Source organism: Vibrio tubiashii (assembly GCF_028551255.1).
GTDB classification, from domain to species: Bacteria; Pseudomonadota; Gammaproteobacteria; order Enterobacterales; family Vibrionaceae; genus Vibrio; species Vibrio tubiashii_B.
Genome location: NZ_CP117030.1, coordinates 615,713 through 633,800 on the forward strand (window position 1 = coordinate 615,713; position 18,088 = coordinate 633,800).

13 protein-coding genes are annotated in these 18,088 nt (G+C 44.0%); 7 read left to right on the forward strand and 6 right to left on the reverse strand.

The annotated features are described in order from the left end of the window. Nucleotides 1-77 precede the first annotated feature (77 nt). Complete coding sequence (locus tag LYZ37_RS18160) at nucleotides 78-1,247, reverse strand: hypothetical protein (protein WP_272788235.1); 1,170 nt, start codon at nucleotides 1,245-1,247, stop codon at nucleotides 78-80. A gap of 297 nt (nucleotides 1,248-1,544) precedes the next feature. Here LYZ37_RS18160 and LYZ37_RS18165 point away from each other — a divergent pair, with 297 nt between their 5' ends. Next, nucleotides 1,545-2,321, forward strand: coding sequence for a hypothetical protein (locus tag LYZ37_RS18165; protein ID WP_272788236.1), 777 nt, complete (start codon nucleotides 1,545-1,547; stop codon nucleotides 2,319-2,321). Nucleotides 2,322-2,662: 341 nt separating this feature from the next. Continuing rightward, the gene (fusA, locus tag LYZ37_RS18170) at nucleotides 2,663-4,675 is read left to right on the forward strand and encodes an elongation factor G (RefSeq protein ID WP_272788237.1); all 2,013 of its coding nucleotides are present in this window, start codon (nucleotides 2,663-2,665) and stop codon (nucleotides 4,673-4,675) included. Nucleotides 4,676-4,748: 73 nt separating this feature from the next. Here the strand turns inward: fusA and LYZ37_RS18175 are convergent, their stop codons facing one another. Continuing rightward, the gene (locus LYZ37_RS18175) at nucleotides 4,749-6,359 is read right to left on the reverse strand and encodes a polysaccharide lyase 6 family protein (RefSeq protein ID WP_272788238.1); all 1,611 of its coding nucleotides are present in this window, start codon (nucleotides 6,357-6,359) and stop codon (nucleotides 4,749-4,751) included. 66 nt (nucleotides 6,360-6,425) lie between these two features. Beyond that, complete coding sequence (locus LYZ37_RS18180) at nucleotides 6,426-8,204, reverse strand: sodium:solute symporter family protein (protein ID WP_272788239.1); 1,779 nt, start codon at nucleotides 8,202-8,204, stop codon at nucleotides 6,426-6,428. A gap of 902 nt (nucleotides 8,205-9,106) precedes the next feature. Between LYZ37_RS18180 and LYZ37_RS18185 the strand changes: the two genes are divergently transcribed. Next, nucleotides 9,107-9,814: an oligogalacturonate-specific porin KdgM family protein gene (locus LYZ37_RS18185; RefSeq protein ID WP_272788240.1), complete on the forward strand. Its 708-nt coding sequence runs from the start codon at nucleotides 9,107-9,109 to the stop codon at nucleotides 9,812-9,814. A gap of 99 nt (nucleotides 9,815-9,913) precedes the next feature. On the opposite strand, the gene LYZ37_RS18190 is transcribed toward LYZ37_RS18185, so the two are convergent. From LYZ37_RS18190 to LYZ37_RS18200, 3 genes are all read right to left on the reverse strand, one after another. Continuing rightward, nucleotides 9,914-10,630, reverse strand: a complete 717-nt coding sequence (locus LYZ37_RS18190; protein WP_272788241.1) for a 3'-5' exonuclease — start codon at nucleotides 10,628-10,630, stop codon at nucleotides 9,914-9,916. Continuing rightward, the gene (locus tag LYZ37_RS18195; protein ID WP_272788242.1) at nucleotides 10,630-12,492 is read right to left on the reverse strand and encodes a DUF294 nucleotidyltransferase-like domain-containing protein; all 1,863 of its coding nucleotides are present in this window, start codon (nucleotides 12,490-12,492) and stop codon (nucleotides 10,630-10,632) included. Before LYZ37_RS18195 ends, LYZ37_RS18190 begins: the two co-directional genes overlap by 1 nt. 176 nt (nucleotides 12,493-12,668) lie before the next feature. After that, on the reverse strand, nucleotides 12,669-13,388 hold the full coding sequence (locus LYZ37_RS18200; protein WP_272788243.1) for a FadR/GntR family transcriptional regulator: 720 nt from the start codon (nucleotides 13,386-13,388) through the stop codon (nucleotides 12,669-12,671). Between the two features lie 357 nt (nucleotides 13,389-13,745). Between LYZ37_RS18200 and LYZ37_RS18205 the strand changes: the two genes are divergently transcribed. The 4 genes from LYZ37_RS18205 to LYZ37_RS18220 all read left to right on the forward strand — a co-directional run bounded on the left by LYZ37_RS18205 (nucleotide 13,746) and on the right by LYZ37_RS18220 (nucleotide 18,053). Beyond that, on the forward strand, nucleotides 13,746-14,522 hold the full coding sequence (locus LYZ37_RS18205) for an SDR family NAD(P)-dependent oxidoreductase (RefSeq protein ID WP_272788244.1): 777 nt from the start codon (nucleotides 13,746-13,748) through the stop codon (nucleotides 14,520-14,522). A gap of 122 nt (nucleotides 14,523-14,644) precedes the next feature. Then, nucleotides 14,645-15,361 carry a FadR/GntR family transcriptional regulator gene (locus LYZ37_RS18210; RefSeq protein WP_272788245.1) on the forward strand — a complete coding sequence of 239 codons (717 nt, stop codon included), beginning with the start codon at nucleotides 14,645-14,647 and terminating at the stop codon, nucleotides 15,359-15,361. A 173-nt stretch (nucleotides 15,362-15,534) separates the two neighbouring features. Beyond that, entirely contained in the window at nucleotides 15,535-16,824 is a 1,290-nt protein-coding gene (locus tag LYZ37_RS18215; protein WP_420794640.1) for an MATE family efflux transporter, read from the forward strand. 200 nt (nucleotides 16,825-17,024) lie between these two features. Beyond that, a complete protein-coding gene (locus LYZ37_RS18220; RefSeq protein WP_272788247.1) occupies nucleotides 17,025-18,053 on the forward strand; it encodes a metal-dependent hydrolase in 1,029 nt (342 codons plus the stop codon). Nucleotides 18,054-18,088 lie beyond the last annotated feature (35 nt).

The window sequence follows — 18,088 nt, forward strand, 5'->3', positions numbered from 1 at the left end:
TGAAATTACTGCACCGGATAAGTTTTATTTCTTCAAAACTGACAAACTTAAGGCAGGATAAAGTAGCACGAATAGAGTCATTGGTGTGGTTTGTAAGCACTCTGTAAGCTGGTAGCTCGTTCCTCAAGTTTTCTTAGAACTTTGCTCTGTTCACCTGCAAAAACATAATTTTCCCTCAAGTCTTTCAGTGCAAATGCCATATCTGCTAAACTACGGTGTATATTGTAAGAATCTGAAGATAGTAGGTTTTTCATTTTGTGCTCATTAGTGAAAAGGCTTACAAGGTACGAATAGCGTGTATCTATAGGTATTTCTGAAAGCGAACGATAGTAAGAAAGAGCAGTTTTTATATCATTTAGCAGATAGATAACACTCCCTTTACCATTGGTTTCAAATCTATACCCTCTTAGGTTTGTGTGTTTGAAAGCAAACTTCTGAATGATCTCAAATAGAAATGAAGTTTCCTTGTGCGAGAGTGTAACCACCTCACCTTGATTTCCTGTGAATGAACAAATGCGTTTGAGTACATTCTCTAGGATGACAGCGGTTCGCAATGGAGAAAAGACGTTAAGTAAAAAAAGACGATCTTTCTCTCCAAGATCAGCATACATACCACCGTATTTACTGTTTGGTTTAAAGCTTACGTGTAAAATCGATGATAAGGAAAGTAGGTTTCCCAAGTAACTATGTGCATGGTTGTAATATTGAACGCTAGACTTATGGCAGTCATCCAAGTTTTTATTGAGAAAAGTGTAGGCATCTAAGGCATCTTTCAGAGAGCCTGCACGGTTTTCTGATTCGGAACCAAGATAAATTTTTGGCTGGCAACACAGAAAACTGTTTGCTGGGAAAAGTTTTTCGTACAATCCGTCGATATCATAAAAAGAAAACTCACCTTCGAACTTTTTTTCTAGTTCTTTGAGCATCCCATTAAACATCGTTTTATGAGTTTGAAATTTTTCAAATGAAAGACGCTCTTTTTGCTCCACCCACATTTCTAGCTGTTTCTTTTCGTGAGCTTCTCGTTCTTCTCTCTCTTTTTTTTGCTCTTCACGAAGTTGAGAGTGTTGGTTTATCAAGAATCCAAGCGTACAAATAGTGCCAAAAGCAGCCGCCCACGTTGCCATATCTCCGGTTTCTAGCTCACCAGAATAGAACTTGTCCAGCATCAGTCCGAGGAAAAGCCCTCCGAACAAAACACCAACAATGCCAGTTAAGAAAAGCCAAACAGCCTGTGAAAACTTCATTTAGTGCCAATAAGTCTTTGTTTGAGGGTAACAATTCTACACCATATGCAGCGATATTAAATGTTAGACACCGATCTTCTACATCGTCAGCCTGGAGTGAATAGAGGGTCAGGTCTTCACTTTTGACTTTGTTGGTTCAACTGCTTTACAAAGTTGGAGCCGAGTACCTTGACCAGCCTCACACATGAACTATCAAGAAATTTGATATCCAAGCGCTTTGATTACGCGGTGCAGCTCACTCGCAACTTTCTTTAGCCGTTCTATGCTTTGATTGCTTTAAAATATAAGGAGCGTCAGATGGCTAATAAATTCGGAATACTCACTCTTCACGGGATGGGAAACCAAAAAGACACTTACCACGTGAAATTTATCTCTAGAGTAGCGAAAGAGCTAGGGGTAGATAAAGAATCAATCCCCGTTGAGTCAGTCTATTACCACACTCAGATGCAAGAGAACCAAGTAGCGATGTGGAAGCGAATGACTAAGGATCACGATTTAGATGTTCGAAAGACCCGTCAATTTATGTTGTTCTCATTTAGTGATGCGGCAAACATTCAAGACTATAGTACACCAGAAAGCCTCGGTTCTGTCGTGACCAGATGTGTTCATGACAAGTTCAATACTTTGCTAGAGGAGATTGACTCAGATGGTGTTGTTGTCATTGTGGCTCAGTCTTTAGGCAATCAGGTATTTTCGAACTATGTCTGGGATATTCAAAACAAGAAAGGCATCTTTAGCCCTGGTGGTGAAGATGCGGAGGCGGCACGCGAAAAGCTTAAACGCGTTCGTATTTGGTTTAGCACGGGTAATAACATGCCTTTGTTTGTGTCAGGATTGCACGAAGAGAGTATTAAGGCGATTGAAAAGCCAAGTGACGACTTTGAATGGTGGAATTTCTTCGATGTAGACGATGCGCTTGGTTGGCCTCTCAAGCCAATGGGGCGAGGGTATACGAATGCCCTTAATATCACGGACTTTGAAATCAATACGGGGATGACATTATTGTCTCACAAGTATTATTGGAAAGACCGAGATTTCATTGAGCCGCTTTGTGACAAGCTAAGAACGTTATAGGAAGCGCACTAGCGGAAGATGGTCGGGCTGACCATTTCTTTTTGCAACACCAAGAGCTGCAATCGCGGCTCTTTTTATATCCTTTCAAAGTGCCCTTAAGTTAGGATCTCTAGGCTAATCTCCCCCTCAATTGATGCAGCTCAAATCTTAACCTCTTTGGCTATGAAATAAGTCACATTAAAGTGGGGTTATTTGATGCATGCTAAAACCATCTTCATTGAAAGCTGAAGTTGGTCTTTATGCAGAGAGTGATCCGCAAAATGACATGGAAGACGAGTAGGCGGTAAGCCCGCCACTCTAGTGCTTACTACGCTCCGAAACTCATTTTGCAAGGAGGCTCTATGCCTATCAATAAGATTCGAAATATCGCATTTGTTGGTCAAACGGGTACTGGCAAAACCACTTTAATCGAAAAGCTTCTCCATACCTGTCAAGCAACAAGAACCCTAGGAAAGGTTGAAAAAGGCGATACCATTACCGACTTCGATGCCCAGTCGATTCAGTATCAACATAGTATCGAAGCCACCCCTGTGACTATGCGCTATGACAATCATCGACTGAACATCATTGACACTCCGGGGCAAAATGAATTGCTTGGTCGGGCGTTAAGTGTCTTTCCCGCGGTAGAAACCTCAGCGCTTATCATCGACCCTCAACAGCCTATCACTCAAACCTCTCAACGTTTATTTGCCTTTGCCCAAGAGCAGAAGAAATGCCAAATGATCATCATCAATAAGCTTGATGTTGCGGCGAGTCAGCTCTCTCAGCTACTGGATGAAATCAGCGCTAAATTTGGTGACTACTGCTTGCCGATTAACTTGCCTACCAGTGATGGAAAAGCGGTGGTTGATTGTTTCTTTGAACCAAACATGAATGCAGAAACGCTGATCAATGATGTTGAAGCGGCTCATGAAACACTTATCGATCAAGTCATTGAGGTTGATGAAGAGTTAATGGAACTCTATTTAGAGCAAGGTTCGGAGCTGACGCCGCAACAACTGCATGACCCGTTTGAAGAGGCGTTAAGAACCGGGCATATCATCCCAATTTGCTTTGTCTCAGCCGAGACAGGCGCAGGAGTGGATCTACTCCTAAAAACGCTATCTGAAATTATGCCAATGCCAAATGAAGGCAATCCACCTTTGCTAGAGAAAAACGGTAATAAAGTAAAAGTGAACTGCGAAACATTAGAGCACACCGTCGCGCACGTTTATAAGGTCAGCGTTGATCCTTATATGGGCAAACTTGCCTACGTTCGCGTTTTCCAAGGTGAGATCAATGCAGGCAGCCAGCTCTATGTCGGGGAGAGTAATAAAGCCTTTAAAGTGGGTCATTTATACCAGCTGCAAGGTAAAGAACGAACTGAGATCCACCAAGCATTAGCAGGCGACTTTTGCGTACTAGCGAAAGTGGATGAGCTAGAGTTTGACTCGATCTTGCATGACTCACACGACGAAGATGATGTCGAGCTTAAAACACTTAATTTCCCACAGCCGATGTATTCACTGTGTTTGAAGCCGATCAAACGCGGAGACGAACAAAAGCTTAGTGATGTGCTGAATAAGATCGCGAGTGAAGATCCTTCATTGAGAATTGAACACAGAGCGCGTACCAATGAAACCATCATCAGTGGGCAAGGGGAGTTCCACCTTAAGGTGGCGTTAGAGAAGATGCAATCGGTCTACAAACTTGAAGTTGAAACCAGTCAGCCTAGTGTCGAGTATTACGAAACCATTACTAAACCCGCTGAAGCTCAGTACCGTCACAAAAAGCAAAGCGGCGGCGCAGGGCAATTTGGAGAGGTACATTTAAAAGTTGCGCCACTAGAGCGAGGCTCAGGCTTTAAGTTCATTAACAAAGTCGTTGGTGGTGCGATTCCTACCGCGCTTATTCCAGCCGTTGAAAAGGGAATTAAGCAAGCGTTAGAAGAAGGTGCGATTTCAGGTAATCCGATCAAAGATATCGAGGTGACGGTGTTTGACGGCAAGTACCATTCGGTTGATTCAAAAGAAATCGCTTTTGTGATTGCAGGTAAGAAAGCCTTCTTGAAAGCAGTACAAGAAGCGGGGCCGATTGTACTAGAGCCGATTGTGCAGATGGAACTGGCGATCCCAACCCAATATGTCGGTGATGTCTCGGGAGATTTGTCGGGTAATCGCGGCTTAATTGAGGGCACAGAGCAGATTGACGCGAACTATACTTTGCTGCAAGCCATGTCTCCTATTAATGAACTGCAAGATTACGCAAGGCGATTACGCTCTATAACAGGAGGTGAGGGCAGCTTTAACATGAGCTTAAGCCACTATGAGCCAGCACCACCTAGTGTACAAAAGCAGGTTTGTGCAGAAGCTTAGCAAATAAGGATTAACAATCACCCATAAAGATAAAAAGCCGCATTTGCGGCTTTTTTGATCGTTAAGTAAGGCTCTATTGAACCGTATTAATCAAGCGATAATCTGGGCCTGCGGTTTCAGCCGTCACTACGGTGAGTTTGCTTGTATCTGCACCAACCCCTTTATACTGGGTAAACCCATTGACTTGTGTCGATGATGGCAGTTCGACGGAGTAAGAGGTGATTTGCTCTGCATTGGTTATTGCGCCAAGGTAGGTCTCGTTGTGGTAGGTGGCATTAACTAAAGGCAGCTCTGGTGTGGCGCGCACGCTGACGAACTTCTCGTGCTGGTGGTTATCGACCATATTGCTATCGAAATGTACGTCGACACCGGCAAAGATATTCTTCACTTCGCTATTGTTAAACAGGCTGACACGGTGAGTCTGGTTGCCATAAACAATTCCCCACTCGGTATCAACAAGGGTATTGTTGCGAATGGTAATGTTCTTTGGTGTCCATTGTTTATTCAGCTCTTTGCCTTTGACGGCTTGATCAAGGGTTTCTCCGTTAGCAACATCAATGATGCCCGTATTAATAACAATACCGCCGCGCAAGTCCGCATTGCCTTCTATTTTTCCATCACGGCCGCGTGTTCCTGCAATGTAATTGTTCTCGATAACATGGTCTTCGTCGTAGATACGCATACCACCTGTTAGCAGTTTTTCATTGCCGAGAATCACATTATCTTTAACTACGTTGGCCTTGCCGTGACGAAGAGAGATGAGTGAGGCACTTTCGAAAATCGTATTGCCCGAAATTTCATTGCCACCCGACTTAATCGAAATCAGTTCGCGTTCGCCATCCATGTCGATCAATAGGTTATTGGTGAATTTAGAGTTAGATGGCCATTGTGAAGATTTAGAATCGCCAATGCGGATCGCTTCCCAACTATTGCCGTTGTAGCGAATAGCTTCCTTGATGTCGAACTCATTAAACTGGTTTGGTTTTTGGTCTAAGAAAATATTATTGGCGATGAGATGGTTGTCTTGCGAGTCATCTTTTTGAACGCCAATTAAAGTGCCGCGTTTCTGTTTACCTTCAAAGCGGTTGTTAATGACTTTGCCATTTTTGCCCCAAAGGGAAACCCAAAGGTATTTAGGGTACTCAGAACGACGTTCATCTGGTTGGTATTTATAGGCATGGTTAAAGTAGTAGAAAGTAGAGTTTTGCAGCGTATTGTTGTTGCCCATCATACGCACGCCACCAAAACGCTCAGCAGGGCCACCTTGCGTAAAAACTAAGCCGTCAACGGTGATACCATCACCTTCAAGTCTTAGCTGAACTAGGCCTGTTAACCAAGTACCGCCAGCCTTTTCGGATTTAATCGTTACGTTATCAGCTTTTATCGTTACGATCCCAAGGTCCGCGTATTTGCCCAAAGGTATGGTTATGGTTGAGCCATCTTGAGCGTTTTCTAACTGCTGTTTGAGCGAGTCAACAGCGTCTGTAGATTGCGTCGTAATGTCAGTTCCGTCGACGGTCGCTAAGCGATCTGTATTAAGAAGAGCATCACGCGTGATTTCAGCTACCGTTGTTTCAGAAACGATAGGAGACAATTGAGTTTGAGGCTCGGTCGTGCTGCAACCTACGAGAGCCATTGTCGAAACTGACGTGGCGACAACGAGAGCGATAGTGGTTTTTTTCATAGTCATAGTTCTTATTAATTGGATTAGAAAGCGGCCGGGTTACGGCCGCTGCTTTAAAGGAAGAAATTAGCTTTCGGTGATAGGTTGTGAAGCCTTTTCGACTTTGTCATCAACGGCTTTGACAAGTAAAAGACCGACAGCCATGACGATGGCACCACATAGAATGAAGATCATACGTCCCCATAGTGGGTTAGGTAGAAGGAACATTGCCATAATGCCGACACCCGCGACTGCGATGAGTGTTCCGAGCATCTTACGTTGCTTATTATCAAGCTTCTTCTGTTCAGTAGATTCAGACACTAGTGGCGTATCTAGGTTGTTGAAGAACTTGTCTACGTCAGCTTGACGTTCATCAGATAGTGGTTTGTAGAACAATGTTGTTAGGCAGAAGAAACCTGCTGTAAACACTAGGTGACCGACTAGGCCGATAGCCACTTTAAGATCTGACCACTCTCGACCGGTTAGTGGCTCTAGGTTGAACCAATTCGCGACCATCTCGGCATTGATTACGAAACCTACGTAATATGAAACGATACCACCTACAACTAGTGTACCCCAGCCAGCCCAGTCAGGGGTTTTCTTAATAAAGAAACCACAGAAAGCAGGGATAGTCATTGGGAAACCAATCAAAGCACCCACGTACATCATGGTGTCGAAAAGGCTTAACCCTTTCAGTGAGTTAATGAACAGTGCAACCAAGATGATGGCAAGACCAAAGAAGGTTGATGTCAGTTTAGATACGACCACTAGCTCTTTCTCAGTGGCTTGCGGGCGAAGAATAGGTTCGTAAAAGTTCTTAACGAAAATACCAGAGTTACGGTTGAGGCCAGAATCCATTGAAGACATGGTTGCCGCAAACATGGCTGCGATCAATAGACCTACCATACCTGCTGGCATGTACTCTTGCACAAAGTATAGGTAAGCAAAGTCGCCCGCTTTAGAGCCTGCATCTGGGTATTGAGTCGCAAGGTCGACACCTTGACCTGCAATGAACCATGAAGGCATGAACCAGATTAGCGGCCCCATTGTCATTAAGATGCACGCGAGTAGAGCGGCTTTCTTAGCATTCTTTGAATCTTTAGCCGCTAAGTAACGGTATGAGTTCAACATGTTATTAGTAATACTGAACTGCTTAACGAAGATAAAGAATGCCCAAATGCCAAAGATACTTAGGTAATTGAGGTTGTTACCAGAGACAAACGAAGCGCCTTCTTGAGTCGGGAAGTTATTGACAATTTCACTCACGCCGCCACCTTGGATAATAGCGACCACAGCACAGGTCACCGTTACCGCCATGATGATGACCATCTGCATAAAGTCTGAGGCGATAACCGCCCAAGAGCCCCCCGTTACGGACATCACTAGTACAACAAGACCGGTAAGGATAATTGTAGTTGTCATGTCGAATCCGAAGATGCCAGATGCGATGATAGCTAATCCGTTCAGCCAGATACCCGCTGAAATGACGCTGTTTGGCATGCCTGACCATGTAAATACTTGTTCGTTGAACTTACCAAATCGCATTCGAATTGCTTGGATAACCGTAACAACACGAAGTTGGCGAAATTTAGGTGCAAAATAAAGGTAGTTCATTAGGTAACCAAAGGCATTGGCGAGGAAGATAACCGCAACGGCAAAACCGTCTGCATAGGCTTTACCTGCTGCACCAGTAAACGTCCAAGCACTAAACTGTGTCATAAAAGCGGTTGCCCCGACCATCCACCAAAGCATGCTACCACCACCTCGGAAGTAGTCACTGGTGGTACTTGTAAAAGTTCTGAACATCCAACCTATTGCAATTAGAAATAGGAAATAGATGCCAACAATAAGGGTATTGAGTTCCATCTTTTGACCTTTTTGATTGTTATTAAATGACCTAATGCAATACTAACTATCAATATCTTTATTTGTACTACAATAACTCATATTCGTGATGGCGATATGTGAAATGGGTTTTTAAATAATCATACAAGTGATCGAGATCGAATAATGATAATGAGGTCAGAAGTGCAAAGAGGTTTGTGCATAACTAATGCATAGTCAGTGAGGCTAGTACGCTTTTAACGCGTTTGAATATGACTCAGACAAGGTACATATCGTCATTCTTTATCATTTAATTGTATGACTTGATTGTAGGCTTGCCTGATCCGGAAGTGGTTCTGTTGGTGGGGTAAAGGCTGGTCTAATGAGAGAGTTAACCAATTGCCACCGCGAATAGAGTGACGACAGTGGGAAGCAGTAATAGGGAGGTTATTGCTAGAAGAACTCTCGGAATCACCTTAAATACACTAATAAACAACGTCTTGAATTTATTACTAAGCGGGCCGTTAGCGATGGTGCCAGGGCTGCGTGTTTGATTTGAAGTATTGGTGTCCATATCAAGTAGAAAGCTAAGTACGAAGAACAAAGTTGTTGGGTAAACTACAATAGCTAGTTTTGTATTACAAGTTGATTGATTTGTGGCGAGAAAAGTTTGACTATGTGCACATTTCTTTCGAACAGTCCTATGAGAGTTAGAGGTTCTGATTTGTGATTATTCTTTATTATACAATTAGATAGTTACAGGTTCTAAAATTAGCCTTAATGTTTGATTTGATAATAAATCATACAATTAGATCGATTTCACAGTTCTTATTCTGTTTGGTGGTTACTATATTTGTATTATTTATTGTTGCTAAATATGCAGATCGTAGATTTTAGCTCTTGTTAAAAGAGCCTTTAACCAAGATAGAAGTGGAACAAATACCATGAATAAGATTAAAACTATTGTGATTGCTGTGGGAACTGTAATGGCCTGCGGAGCTGTATCTGCAGCATCACTTGATGTGCGTCATGAGTACAAACATAGCTCTGAGCAGCATGCGACTCGTGTGAAAATGGGTGACAGCATTGATAATTTTTACTACAGCGGTGAGCTCAAGTTTAAAGGTGCTGATGGAACTAAGTTCCTACAAGATTTGAAGAATAACGGCTGGGAACTAGATTTAGGTTACCGTTTCAAGCTAAACGATAACTGGACAATTCAACCGGGTATGCCAATTGAGGGGCGAGAGTCCGGCATGACTTACAAGCCGCAAATCCGTGCAACATACGCGCTTGATAGTGTTGAAGGTCTGAGTATCAGTGCTCGTTACCGTTATGATATTCGCCAAAATATCGATGATGATAACCAACGCCGTCATCGTCTAACGGGTAACATTAATTATAGCTTCGAAGAGTGGAGATTTGGTTTAGAAGCGAACTACTACAAAGCAGATGGCTACGACCTATATAAAGACAAAGATACGAACTACGAGTTTAACTCTACAATTCGCCGTAGCTTCGGTCAGTGGGCACCGTATGCGGAGTTTGGTTATGCTCCATACCAAAAAGATGGTGGATATGACAACAATGGAACTACCACAAATAATGACTATGAACTGCGTAGCCGTATAGGTATTACTTACAGTTTCTAAGTTGCATAACTGATTAACAAAGACCAGCGATGTGAAGTGACCCCCAATAGTTGGACAACAATTATTGGGGGTCTTTTTGTATCTAGCTAGAAGTGAATACTAGCTGCTTAAACGGTAGAGTGTACCTAGGCTTGTTTTCCCTTGTGGGGTGATACGAGCTTGTTGGGCGAGAAAGAGTTCTGCTGTGGCGACCGCATCGGCAAGGGCATTGTGACCGTTATATTCTGGTAGGCCGTAGCGAGCACGTGTGTTAGCTAGGGTCACATCAATTTCGTCACGTGGGTTAATCGCTTTTTGTAGGTGTTTTTCAATGCACATGGTATCGAGCCAAATCAGAGGAGGCTCATCGAGACCAAACACGCGAGACAAATATTGATTAATGAAATTGGCTTCGACGATACATGCGTGCGCGACTAAGATCTTACCCTGAGCCGCAGTGAAAAGTGCGTCCATGGCATCATGGATAGAGACGCCTTGGGACAGCATTTGCGGGGTAATGTGATTGATCACTGCGGTTTCAGGTTTGATTTGGGAATCACTGTTAATGTACATATGCTGGCTTGTAGCGAGGTCAGCCTTGCCATTAACAATCTCCAACCAACCCATCGACAAGATCAGATCTTCTTCGCTGTCTAATCCGGTTGTTTCCAAATCCAACACTATGTATTGCGCGTCGTGTGCTAACTGTGTCGCATCTAAATGAGGGGTTTGAACAAGCGCCTTAATAGGCTCTGGCAGTGTAGTTTGTTTGGCGTACTGCTCGCGCTTACGATTTATTTGCGAACAGGGATGAAAGTATTCAAGAATCCGCTTCATTAGCGACTCCCAAAGCGTACTTTTACCGCTTCTTGTAAATCAGCAATAATGCGGAACGCGTCCTTTAAATGTTGACGTTCAAAACTGCCAAAGGTATTTGGATCGATGTGATTGTTTGGTTCTTGACCGTTTTTTAATGCTTCTAACTGATGACCGAATCGAAAGGAAAGAATGTACTTGTAGGCGTTAAGAATGTTTTTGTACGCATCTTCACTGAGTACACCCTTATTTTTAGCTGCTTTAAAACGTTCGTCGGTGGCAGATAGGTCACACTCAACCGCCAAACCATAGATTCGCGCTAAATCAATGATCAAATTGATGGCGTATTTTTTCACATCTAGGGTCTTTTTGTTCTCACCAGATTTTTCTAAGACTAAGCTGTTAAAAATGCCGAGTGGTGGGTTGGTGTTGATGGCATCTTTCACTAGCATGGGCAGAAATTCGCGATTGTTACGAATATTGCTATGGAGTTCGTCTCGAAGCATCTTTTCAAACTCCTTGTTGCCGTAAATGGTGCGAATCTCTAAGAACACACTGATGTTGAGCAGGCGTTCATACTCTGGACTCGCTACCCACTTTTTATAGTACTTTTTCCATACGCTTAAAGGCTGGCACCATTTCGGTGTGGCTGCCATGTATTTACCCGGACACAATGGGTAATCGCAACTGGCGAGCCCATTAGAAACGATCATAGCAAGGTGTTTGAAATAGATGCGATCATTCTCTGTCGCGTTATCGGCAAGAACAATTGCGCTGTCTTGGTCAGAGAGCATGTGGACTTCATTACGCGCATGTGAACCTGCGACAATCCAAGAAAAGTCACAGGGCGGGGGACCAAGTTTATCTACCGCAATCTGTATGAGTCGACGGGTATAGGCGTCCATGAGCATTGTCATCACTTTACCGATCACTTCAGGTGAGACATGCCCATCGACCAAGGCTTCGAATATCGCTTGGCGTTCTGGTGTAAAGCTAGATAAGGATTTAACGCTACCGGCGTACTTAATTTTTTCGATAAGGAAGATAGCTTGTACGCGGTGATTTTGAACTAGGTGAGTGGTGGTAAGTACACCAACCACCTTATTGTCTTCAACTAAGGGTAGGTTGCGAACATTATGTTGCATCATGATCGACGCTGCATGGAGAACGAGGTCATCTGGTTTAATTGTCTGAGGATCATGGGTCATTACTTCTGCAATAGGGCGATCGGTACTTACCCCTTGAGCAATGACGCGCTTGGTCATATCTCGATCAGTAATCAATCCAACAATCTTACTGTTTTCATACACCACTGCGCACGGTGAGCACATGGTTAGCATCTCATTAGCCACAGTTTGAATCGATTGGTCAGCGGTGACGACAGCGATTCGGCCGCTAGCTACTTCATCCACACGTTTAATGAATAAGCCTTTCTCTTTGTTCGACCAAACGACATCTAACGCTGACTTAAGCCGTATTTGTGCTTGAGAAGCGAAATGTTCAGCGCAATCAGGGTGAGCCTGAAACAATTTTTTGAGCGCGGAGTTAGGGATGATGTAGACCAAAGAATTCTCAATGGCGATAGCGCGATAACCTTTACTGCTATCAATTTCGCTGCCAAGAAACGTGAAGCCGAAAATGTCTTCTGGCCCTAATTTCGCGCGCAGTACGCCATCAGACTTACGTTGCTCCATCGAGCCTGTTCGAACTATGTAGAGAGATTTCTCTTGACCAGTAGCACACTGGTCAATGACTTCACCTTTACCTAAATAGGCAATTTGAACCTGAGAAGCAAGCTCGCGCAGTGCGGGTTTAGGAAGCTTATCAAATGGGTCTATTTGCCCAAGAAATTGCAAGATATTTGGCAGTAAAGATTCAGACATCATATCGCTCTAATATGGATTAATTGTATTACAATATATCTAATTTAAAGTTAAGTGTCACTGATTAGCAATGTTTATGTCGAAGGTAGGGGATTGGCGATTAAGTGAAAAGGGGTTTAGGCACAAAAAAGCACGCGATGAACGCGTGCTTTACAGTATTTTTAGAGAGAACTGACTTAGTCTACAGCAGTCAGGCGGTGCTTGGAGTCTAGTAGGTGGTTAGCCGATGCTTGACGTGCTTTATCTGCATTGCCTGCCATGATGGCATCATAGATTTGTCGGTGTTCTTTAATACAGGTACTGCCTTCTTCTGAAGAGTGGGCAATAAAGTTAACGAACATCGTGGTTAAAATGTTGCCGAATGGTAGATAGAAATCATTACCTGTCGCGTTGAAGATTAGGCTATGAAAACGAGTATCGACTTCCATCCAGCGCGCGTGGTCGAACTCTTCTGCTTCGGCAACTTCAACCATTTGCTGGAAAGTTTCTGATAGCTCAATACGTTGCTCGGCAGTGGCGTGAATCGCTGCTAGAGCACAGGCTTCAGGCTCGATAGCTCGGCGAAGGCCAAGAAACTGACCGCAGAACTGATCGGTATCGGCAAGACCATCCATCCATTCAATGAGCTGCGGGTCTAAGAAGTTCCAATAAGCGCGATTGATAACGCGTGTACCGACTTTAGGGCGGGATTCGAGTAGACCTTTAGATGTGAGCAGCTTCACCGCTTCACGTAGAGCTGTGCGGCTTATACCAAATTGCTCACAAAGAACCATTTCGCCAGGAAGAATCGAACCTTGAGGGATTTTTCCAGACAAAATACCACGTGCGATTTCACGTGCTACCTGCACATGAAGGCTTCGTTTAGAGCCTGAGATAGAATGAAATTCACCAGACATAATCTTCACTTATTGCTAAATATGTATTATTTAAGCCGTACTATATCACTCCCATAACCATGCACCAAGCAGATGTTGACGTAATATAAGAGGGCTCACAGAACCCAATAGACAGTGCTCTGCAATCATTGTTTACGTTGACTTGTTGTCGTTAACGATATCGCTCATCTTTTTAACTACTGCAGATTTATTCATACAAATAATAGTCCATATAAGTGATGGTTGTGACATAAGCCACAGTTACTAATCAAAACAGACCAAAACTCGCCTTAATTGCTTAAATGATCGATGACTCGTCTTGTCGAATAAATATAATATTGTATTATTATTTAATAAAGATAGCTAAGGTAAACCGTCATGTTTAACGATTTGAAAGGTAAACGCGTACTTATTACTGGCTCAACAGCAGGGATGGGCCTCGCTGCGGCGCGGGTGTTTGCGAAATATGGAGCGAAGATCGGCATCAATGGTCGCCAAAGTACGCCAGAAGCAGAGGCCGTTGTCGCTGAGCTGATTGCCCTAGGAGGAGACGCACAGTTTTTCCAAGCAAACCTGATGGTTACATCTGATTGTGAAAGGTTGGTGAAAGAGTTTACGGATCACTTTGGTGGCATGGATGTGCTTATCAATAATGCTGGTGGCTTAGGCGGACGTGAAAATTTAGAAAACATTGACGACGCGTTTTTTGACCGAGTTATGGACTTAAATGCCCGCTCGGCCCTGATGATGACGAAATATTCTATCCCTCATCTTCGAAGCTCTGCTGCCAAATCGGGTGAAACATCGTGTGTGATCAGTACGGGGTCTATTGCAGCCCGTGAAGGGGGCGGCATTGGTGCAGGCGTTTATGCAGCGTCGAAAGCTTGGTTGCACGATATCCATCGTAACTGGGTAAAAGAGTTCACCAAGGACAATATCCGTTTCAATATAGTTTCTCCTGGAACTATCGACACAGCATTCCATGAGGATAAATCTGACCAATTGAAATCGACCATCGCAGACAGCATCCCTATGGGGCGTTTCGGTCGCGTCGAAGAAGTTGCTCCGACATTTGCCTTTTTCGCTTCACATGCGTGTTCAGGCTACATCACAGGTCAAGTGATGGACGTCAATGGTGGTCAGATGGCGCCATAAGCTGCGCTGATCTTTGTTCGAGACGAATACACTGACCTCAAAAAGCCAGCGTCGTCTGGCTTTTTTTGATCAATAACCGAGTGCCAATCAGTGCACTGAAACCCAATAATAAGGAGCATCAAGTGGCAAAATTTTCTCTAGTGGAAGATTCTCAGCGCAAGATACATGTGCAAGTTGCCCGACAGATTGCCCGTAAAATACTGTCAGGTGAGCTTAAGCAAACGGAAAAATTGCCCAATGAAATTGAGCTTTGTAACGCATTTGGTGTGAGCCGTACGGCTTTACGCGAGTCAACTAAACTCTTGTCTGCTAAGGGGTTGATTGAATCAAAACCAAAAGTAGGCACGACTATACGCCCTCGCCACAATTGGCATTTTCTTGATCCTCAGCTGTTAGAGTGGATTCAAGACTTGGAAGATACCAAACCTTTCCTTTCCCAATTTTTGGGCTTACGTAAAGCGATAGAGCCCGAAGCGTGTGCGTTAGCTGCCAGTCAAGCGACTGTAGAGCAGCGTAAAGAGTTGTCGGTGATATTTCAACGCATGACGATGGCGGCGAATAGCTTTGATTATGAGGATTGGACGGTCAACGACCATCTGTTCCATCAGACTATTTTTCTGTCGACCGGAAATCAGTTTTACATTCCGTTTAGCAACATTTTATCGACGATTTTTAAGCTGTTCATCGATCATTCCGCTGAAGGGGGGCGATTCTGTTTAGAAGAGCATCGCGCCATTTATGATGCCATTATGGCAGGGAATGGGAACCAAGCGCGTCTTGCTTCACACACTCTACTTAATGATGAAAACCAAAGACTCTCTCAGGTGGTCAATGGTTGAAGAACCACAAAGTGACTCGCCTTGCTCTATCCGTTAATAGATAGGGCAGACAAGAGTTTTGTTTACGACTGCAACCTACGCAAACAATAGTGAAAGGCTCACCCATGTCTTCCAATCTCTACATTAGAAAAAACTTATCTTTAGCTTGGCCATTGGCTTTAAATGCTCTGCTGATGCAGTCGATGTTAATGATCGACACTTTCTTGGTTTCGCCGTTGGGTGAAGTCTCCTTAGCTGCGATGGGGATTGCTACCACGATTGTCTCATTTGTGTTGGGGATTCAAATGGCTTTGGCGAATGGCTCTCAATTGGTGCTGAGCAGGGCTGTTGGTTCAGGGCAAAGCCAAACACTTAATAAAGGTTTTTGGGCAGGGCTAATCATTAATGTGTTCGTCGCGGTTGTGTTTTGGTCTTTGATTTCGGCTTGTGACAAAATCTTAATCAGTAAATTAACTGATAACGTCGCCCTTCATGCTGAAACCGAGCGCTACCTCTCCGTTGCAAAATTTATCATCATATTTAACGCCATTACTCAGGTGATGATCGCCTTGTTTAATGCACTAGGCCGCACCAAAGTTCCGTTTAAAGGTTATTTAATAGAGTTACCTGTAAACATGGCAATGTCCTATGTGTTAATTCATGGCATCTCAGGATTTGAAGGTATCGGGGTCCAAGGGGCCGCCGCGGGGAGCTTAATCGCGATCACCGTGCGTTTTGTCTATTTAAGCTTGTGCGTTAAATTAGATGACTCTAGCGATTTGTCGATTAAAGCGCTGGATTCTTCGTTAAAAGCCAATACGTGGAACCACTTTAAAGAGATCTTCCCTGTAGCAGCGAATGTTACCATGTTGCAAACCGGGGCCACCATTTATATGTTGCTGTACTCGCAGTTGACTTTGAACGCTTACGTTGCGATGACCATAGTGATGCCTTGGATCAAAGCAGGGACTCAGTTTATCACCGCCTGGGCGCATTCTTCGGCCATTACCATCAGCCAAGCCATTGGATCTCGACAGTTGGACGAGCTGAGAAAAAATGTTGATACCAGCATAGATATGGCCGTGTGGATATCATTTGCTTCGGCTGCTTTCTTCCTTGCGCTAAGCTTTGTGTTGCCAGATTTGTACCCCGATTTAGATTCAAGTACTTACATTGCATTGGCGTCGATCGCGCCGCTCTATATTCTCTTGCCCATTGTTCGTGGCTATAACACAGTGCATGGTCATGTCCTGCGCGCGCTCGGTAAGACGACGGAAGTGTTCAAGATTAACTTCACCGGGCAATGGATTGTATCGATACCGCTGTGTGCGTTGATCATCTTACATTGGGATCTCTCGTTCTTTTGGGCATTTGCTGTCATGCCGTTTGAAGAAATCGTCAAAGCGTTACCATTTAGGCATTTAGCCCGAAAATCACTGGATGAATTTGATCTCAAGAAAGCTGAGAAGCTAATGTACGACTAACCATGTCGCTACTTTTAAAGATTAAGCCCTCAACGTGAGGGCTTTTTCATGCGTGCTTCCAACGGCTTGTTCGAGTGAGATCCATTGATTGTAAAAGTGAGTAAAAACCAGAAGGAGGCTCGGTAAGCGGATTGACTCTTGTCGCTAAGCAGATTAGTTTCGAGCTCAATGGACTTTGACTCAGGTATATTTGAATACAGATGGACTCAATCACTCAAGCTGCTTTAGGTGCGACCGTCGCGGGTGCCATTGCAGGTAAGCGATGCAATGCTAAGGTACTCTTAACGGGCGCGGCTCTTGGCACGTTACCCGATCTCGATGTGGTTCTCGATTATGGCGACGCGGTGCAAAATACAATTAAGCACCGAGGTTTTAGTCATTCGCTTCTTGTACTTCCTCCGTTTGCACTTTTCATATCATGGTTATATTGCCTTTGGCGACCAGATACCTTTTGGACTTTGACGCGTACTTTTTTCCTAACCGTGAGTGTTCTAGTGACACATGCACTGTTGGATGCGATGACAACCTACGGAACTCAGCTGATATGGCCGTTTGAAGGTTATTATTCGCTGCGCAATATATTTATCATTGACCCGCTCTATACAGTTCCTTTGCTTATTGCGATTGGCTCCAGTTTGTTCGTCAAGAAATGGGGTGGTCGTTTGTGCCAGGCGGTTGTGTTGATCTCGACGCTCTACTTAGGTTGGGGCTATGTTTCTCAACAATGGGTCGCTTCTCGGGTTGAACAGAATCTACTGGCTCAGAACTTGCCAAATCAGCAAGTGCTAATTACCCCAACACCGTTTAACACGCTTTTGTGGCGAGTGGTCGTTATGGATGATGGCAAGTATTGGGAAGGTCTCGCATCGGTATTAGACAGTGACCAACGTATCGATTTTATCTCCCATTCACTAGGTCAGTGGCCGCTAGAAGAAGAGCCAGAAACGTTACGAGGACTGCAAGCTTTTTCACATAACTACCTTAACTATCGCGTGGAAGAGGGGGAGCTGATTGTCTCTGACCTGCGATTAGGTATGGCTAACAATTTAGCTTTTGAGTTTATCTTTGCCCAGAAGAGCACAACAGGAGAGTGGCAGTTGTTGGATTCGACGCAGCGATACCCTAGCCAGAGGAGCTTAGATCAGCTAGGTCAGCTATGGCAAAGACTTAAAGGGGATCAAAGTATCGACGCCAATTTAGAAAAAGTCGGTCGTAATACTCACTCTTAAACAAAAAAGCCGAGCATCAAGCTCGGCTTTGACTT

Excerpts from the sequence above, each read along its gene's own strand:
- LYZ37_RS18185 (WP_272788240.1), top strand. The coding sequence starts at position 9,107 with ATGAATAAGATTAAAACTATTGTGATTGCTGTGGGAACTGTAATGGCC.
- LYZ37_RS18190 (WP_272788241.1), bottom strand. The coding sequence starts at position 10,630 with ATGAAGCGGATTCTTGAATACTTTCATCCCTGTTCGCAAATAAATCGT.
- LYZ37_RS18200 (WP_272788243.1), bottom strand. The coding sequence starts at position 13,388 with ATGTCTGGTGAATTTCATTCTATCTCAGGCTCTAAACGAAGCCTTCAT.
- LYZ37_RS18165 (WP_272788236.1), top strand. The coding sequence starts at position 1,545 with ATGGCTAATAAATTCGGAATACTCACTCTTCACGGGATGGGAAACCAA.
- LYZ37_RS18180 (WP_272788239.1), bottom strand. The coding sequence starts at position 8,204 with ATGGAACTCAATACCCTTATTGTTGGCATCTATTTCCTATTTCTAATT.
- LYZ37_RS18175 (WP_272788238.1), bottom strand. The coding sequence starts at position 6,359 with ATGAAAAAAACCACTATCGCTCTCGTTGTCGCCACGTCAGTTTCGACA.
- LYZ37_RS18220 (WP_272788247.1), top strand. The coding sequence starts at position 17,025 with ATGGACTCAATCACTCAAGCTGCTTTAGGTGCGACCGTCGCGGGTGCC.
- LYZ37_RS18195 (WP_272788242.1), bottom strand. The coding sequence starts at position 12,492 with ATGTCTGAATCTTTACTGCCAAATATCTTGCAATTTCTTGGGCAAATA.
- LYZ37_RS18160 (WP_272788235.1), bottom strand. The coding sequence starts at position 1,247 with ATGAAGTTTTCACAGGCTGTTTGGCTTTTCTTAACTGGCATTGTTGGT.
- LYZ37_RS18215 (WP_420794640.1), top strand. The coding sequence starts at position 15,535 with ATGCAGTCGATGTTAATGATCGACACTTTCTTGGTTTCGCCGTTGGGT.
- LYZ37_RS18205 (WP_272788244.1), top strand. The coding sequence starts at position 13,746 with ATGTTTAACGATTTGAAAGGTAAACGCGTACTTATTACTGGCTCAACA.
- fusA (WP_272788237.1), top strand. The coding sequence starts at position 2,663 with ATGCCTATCAATAAGATTCGAAATATCGCATTTGTTGGTCAAACGGGT.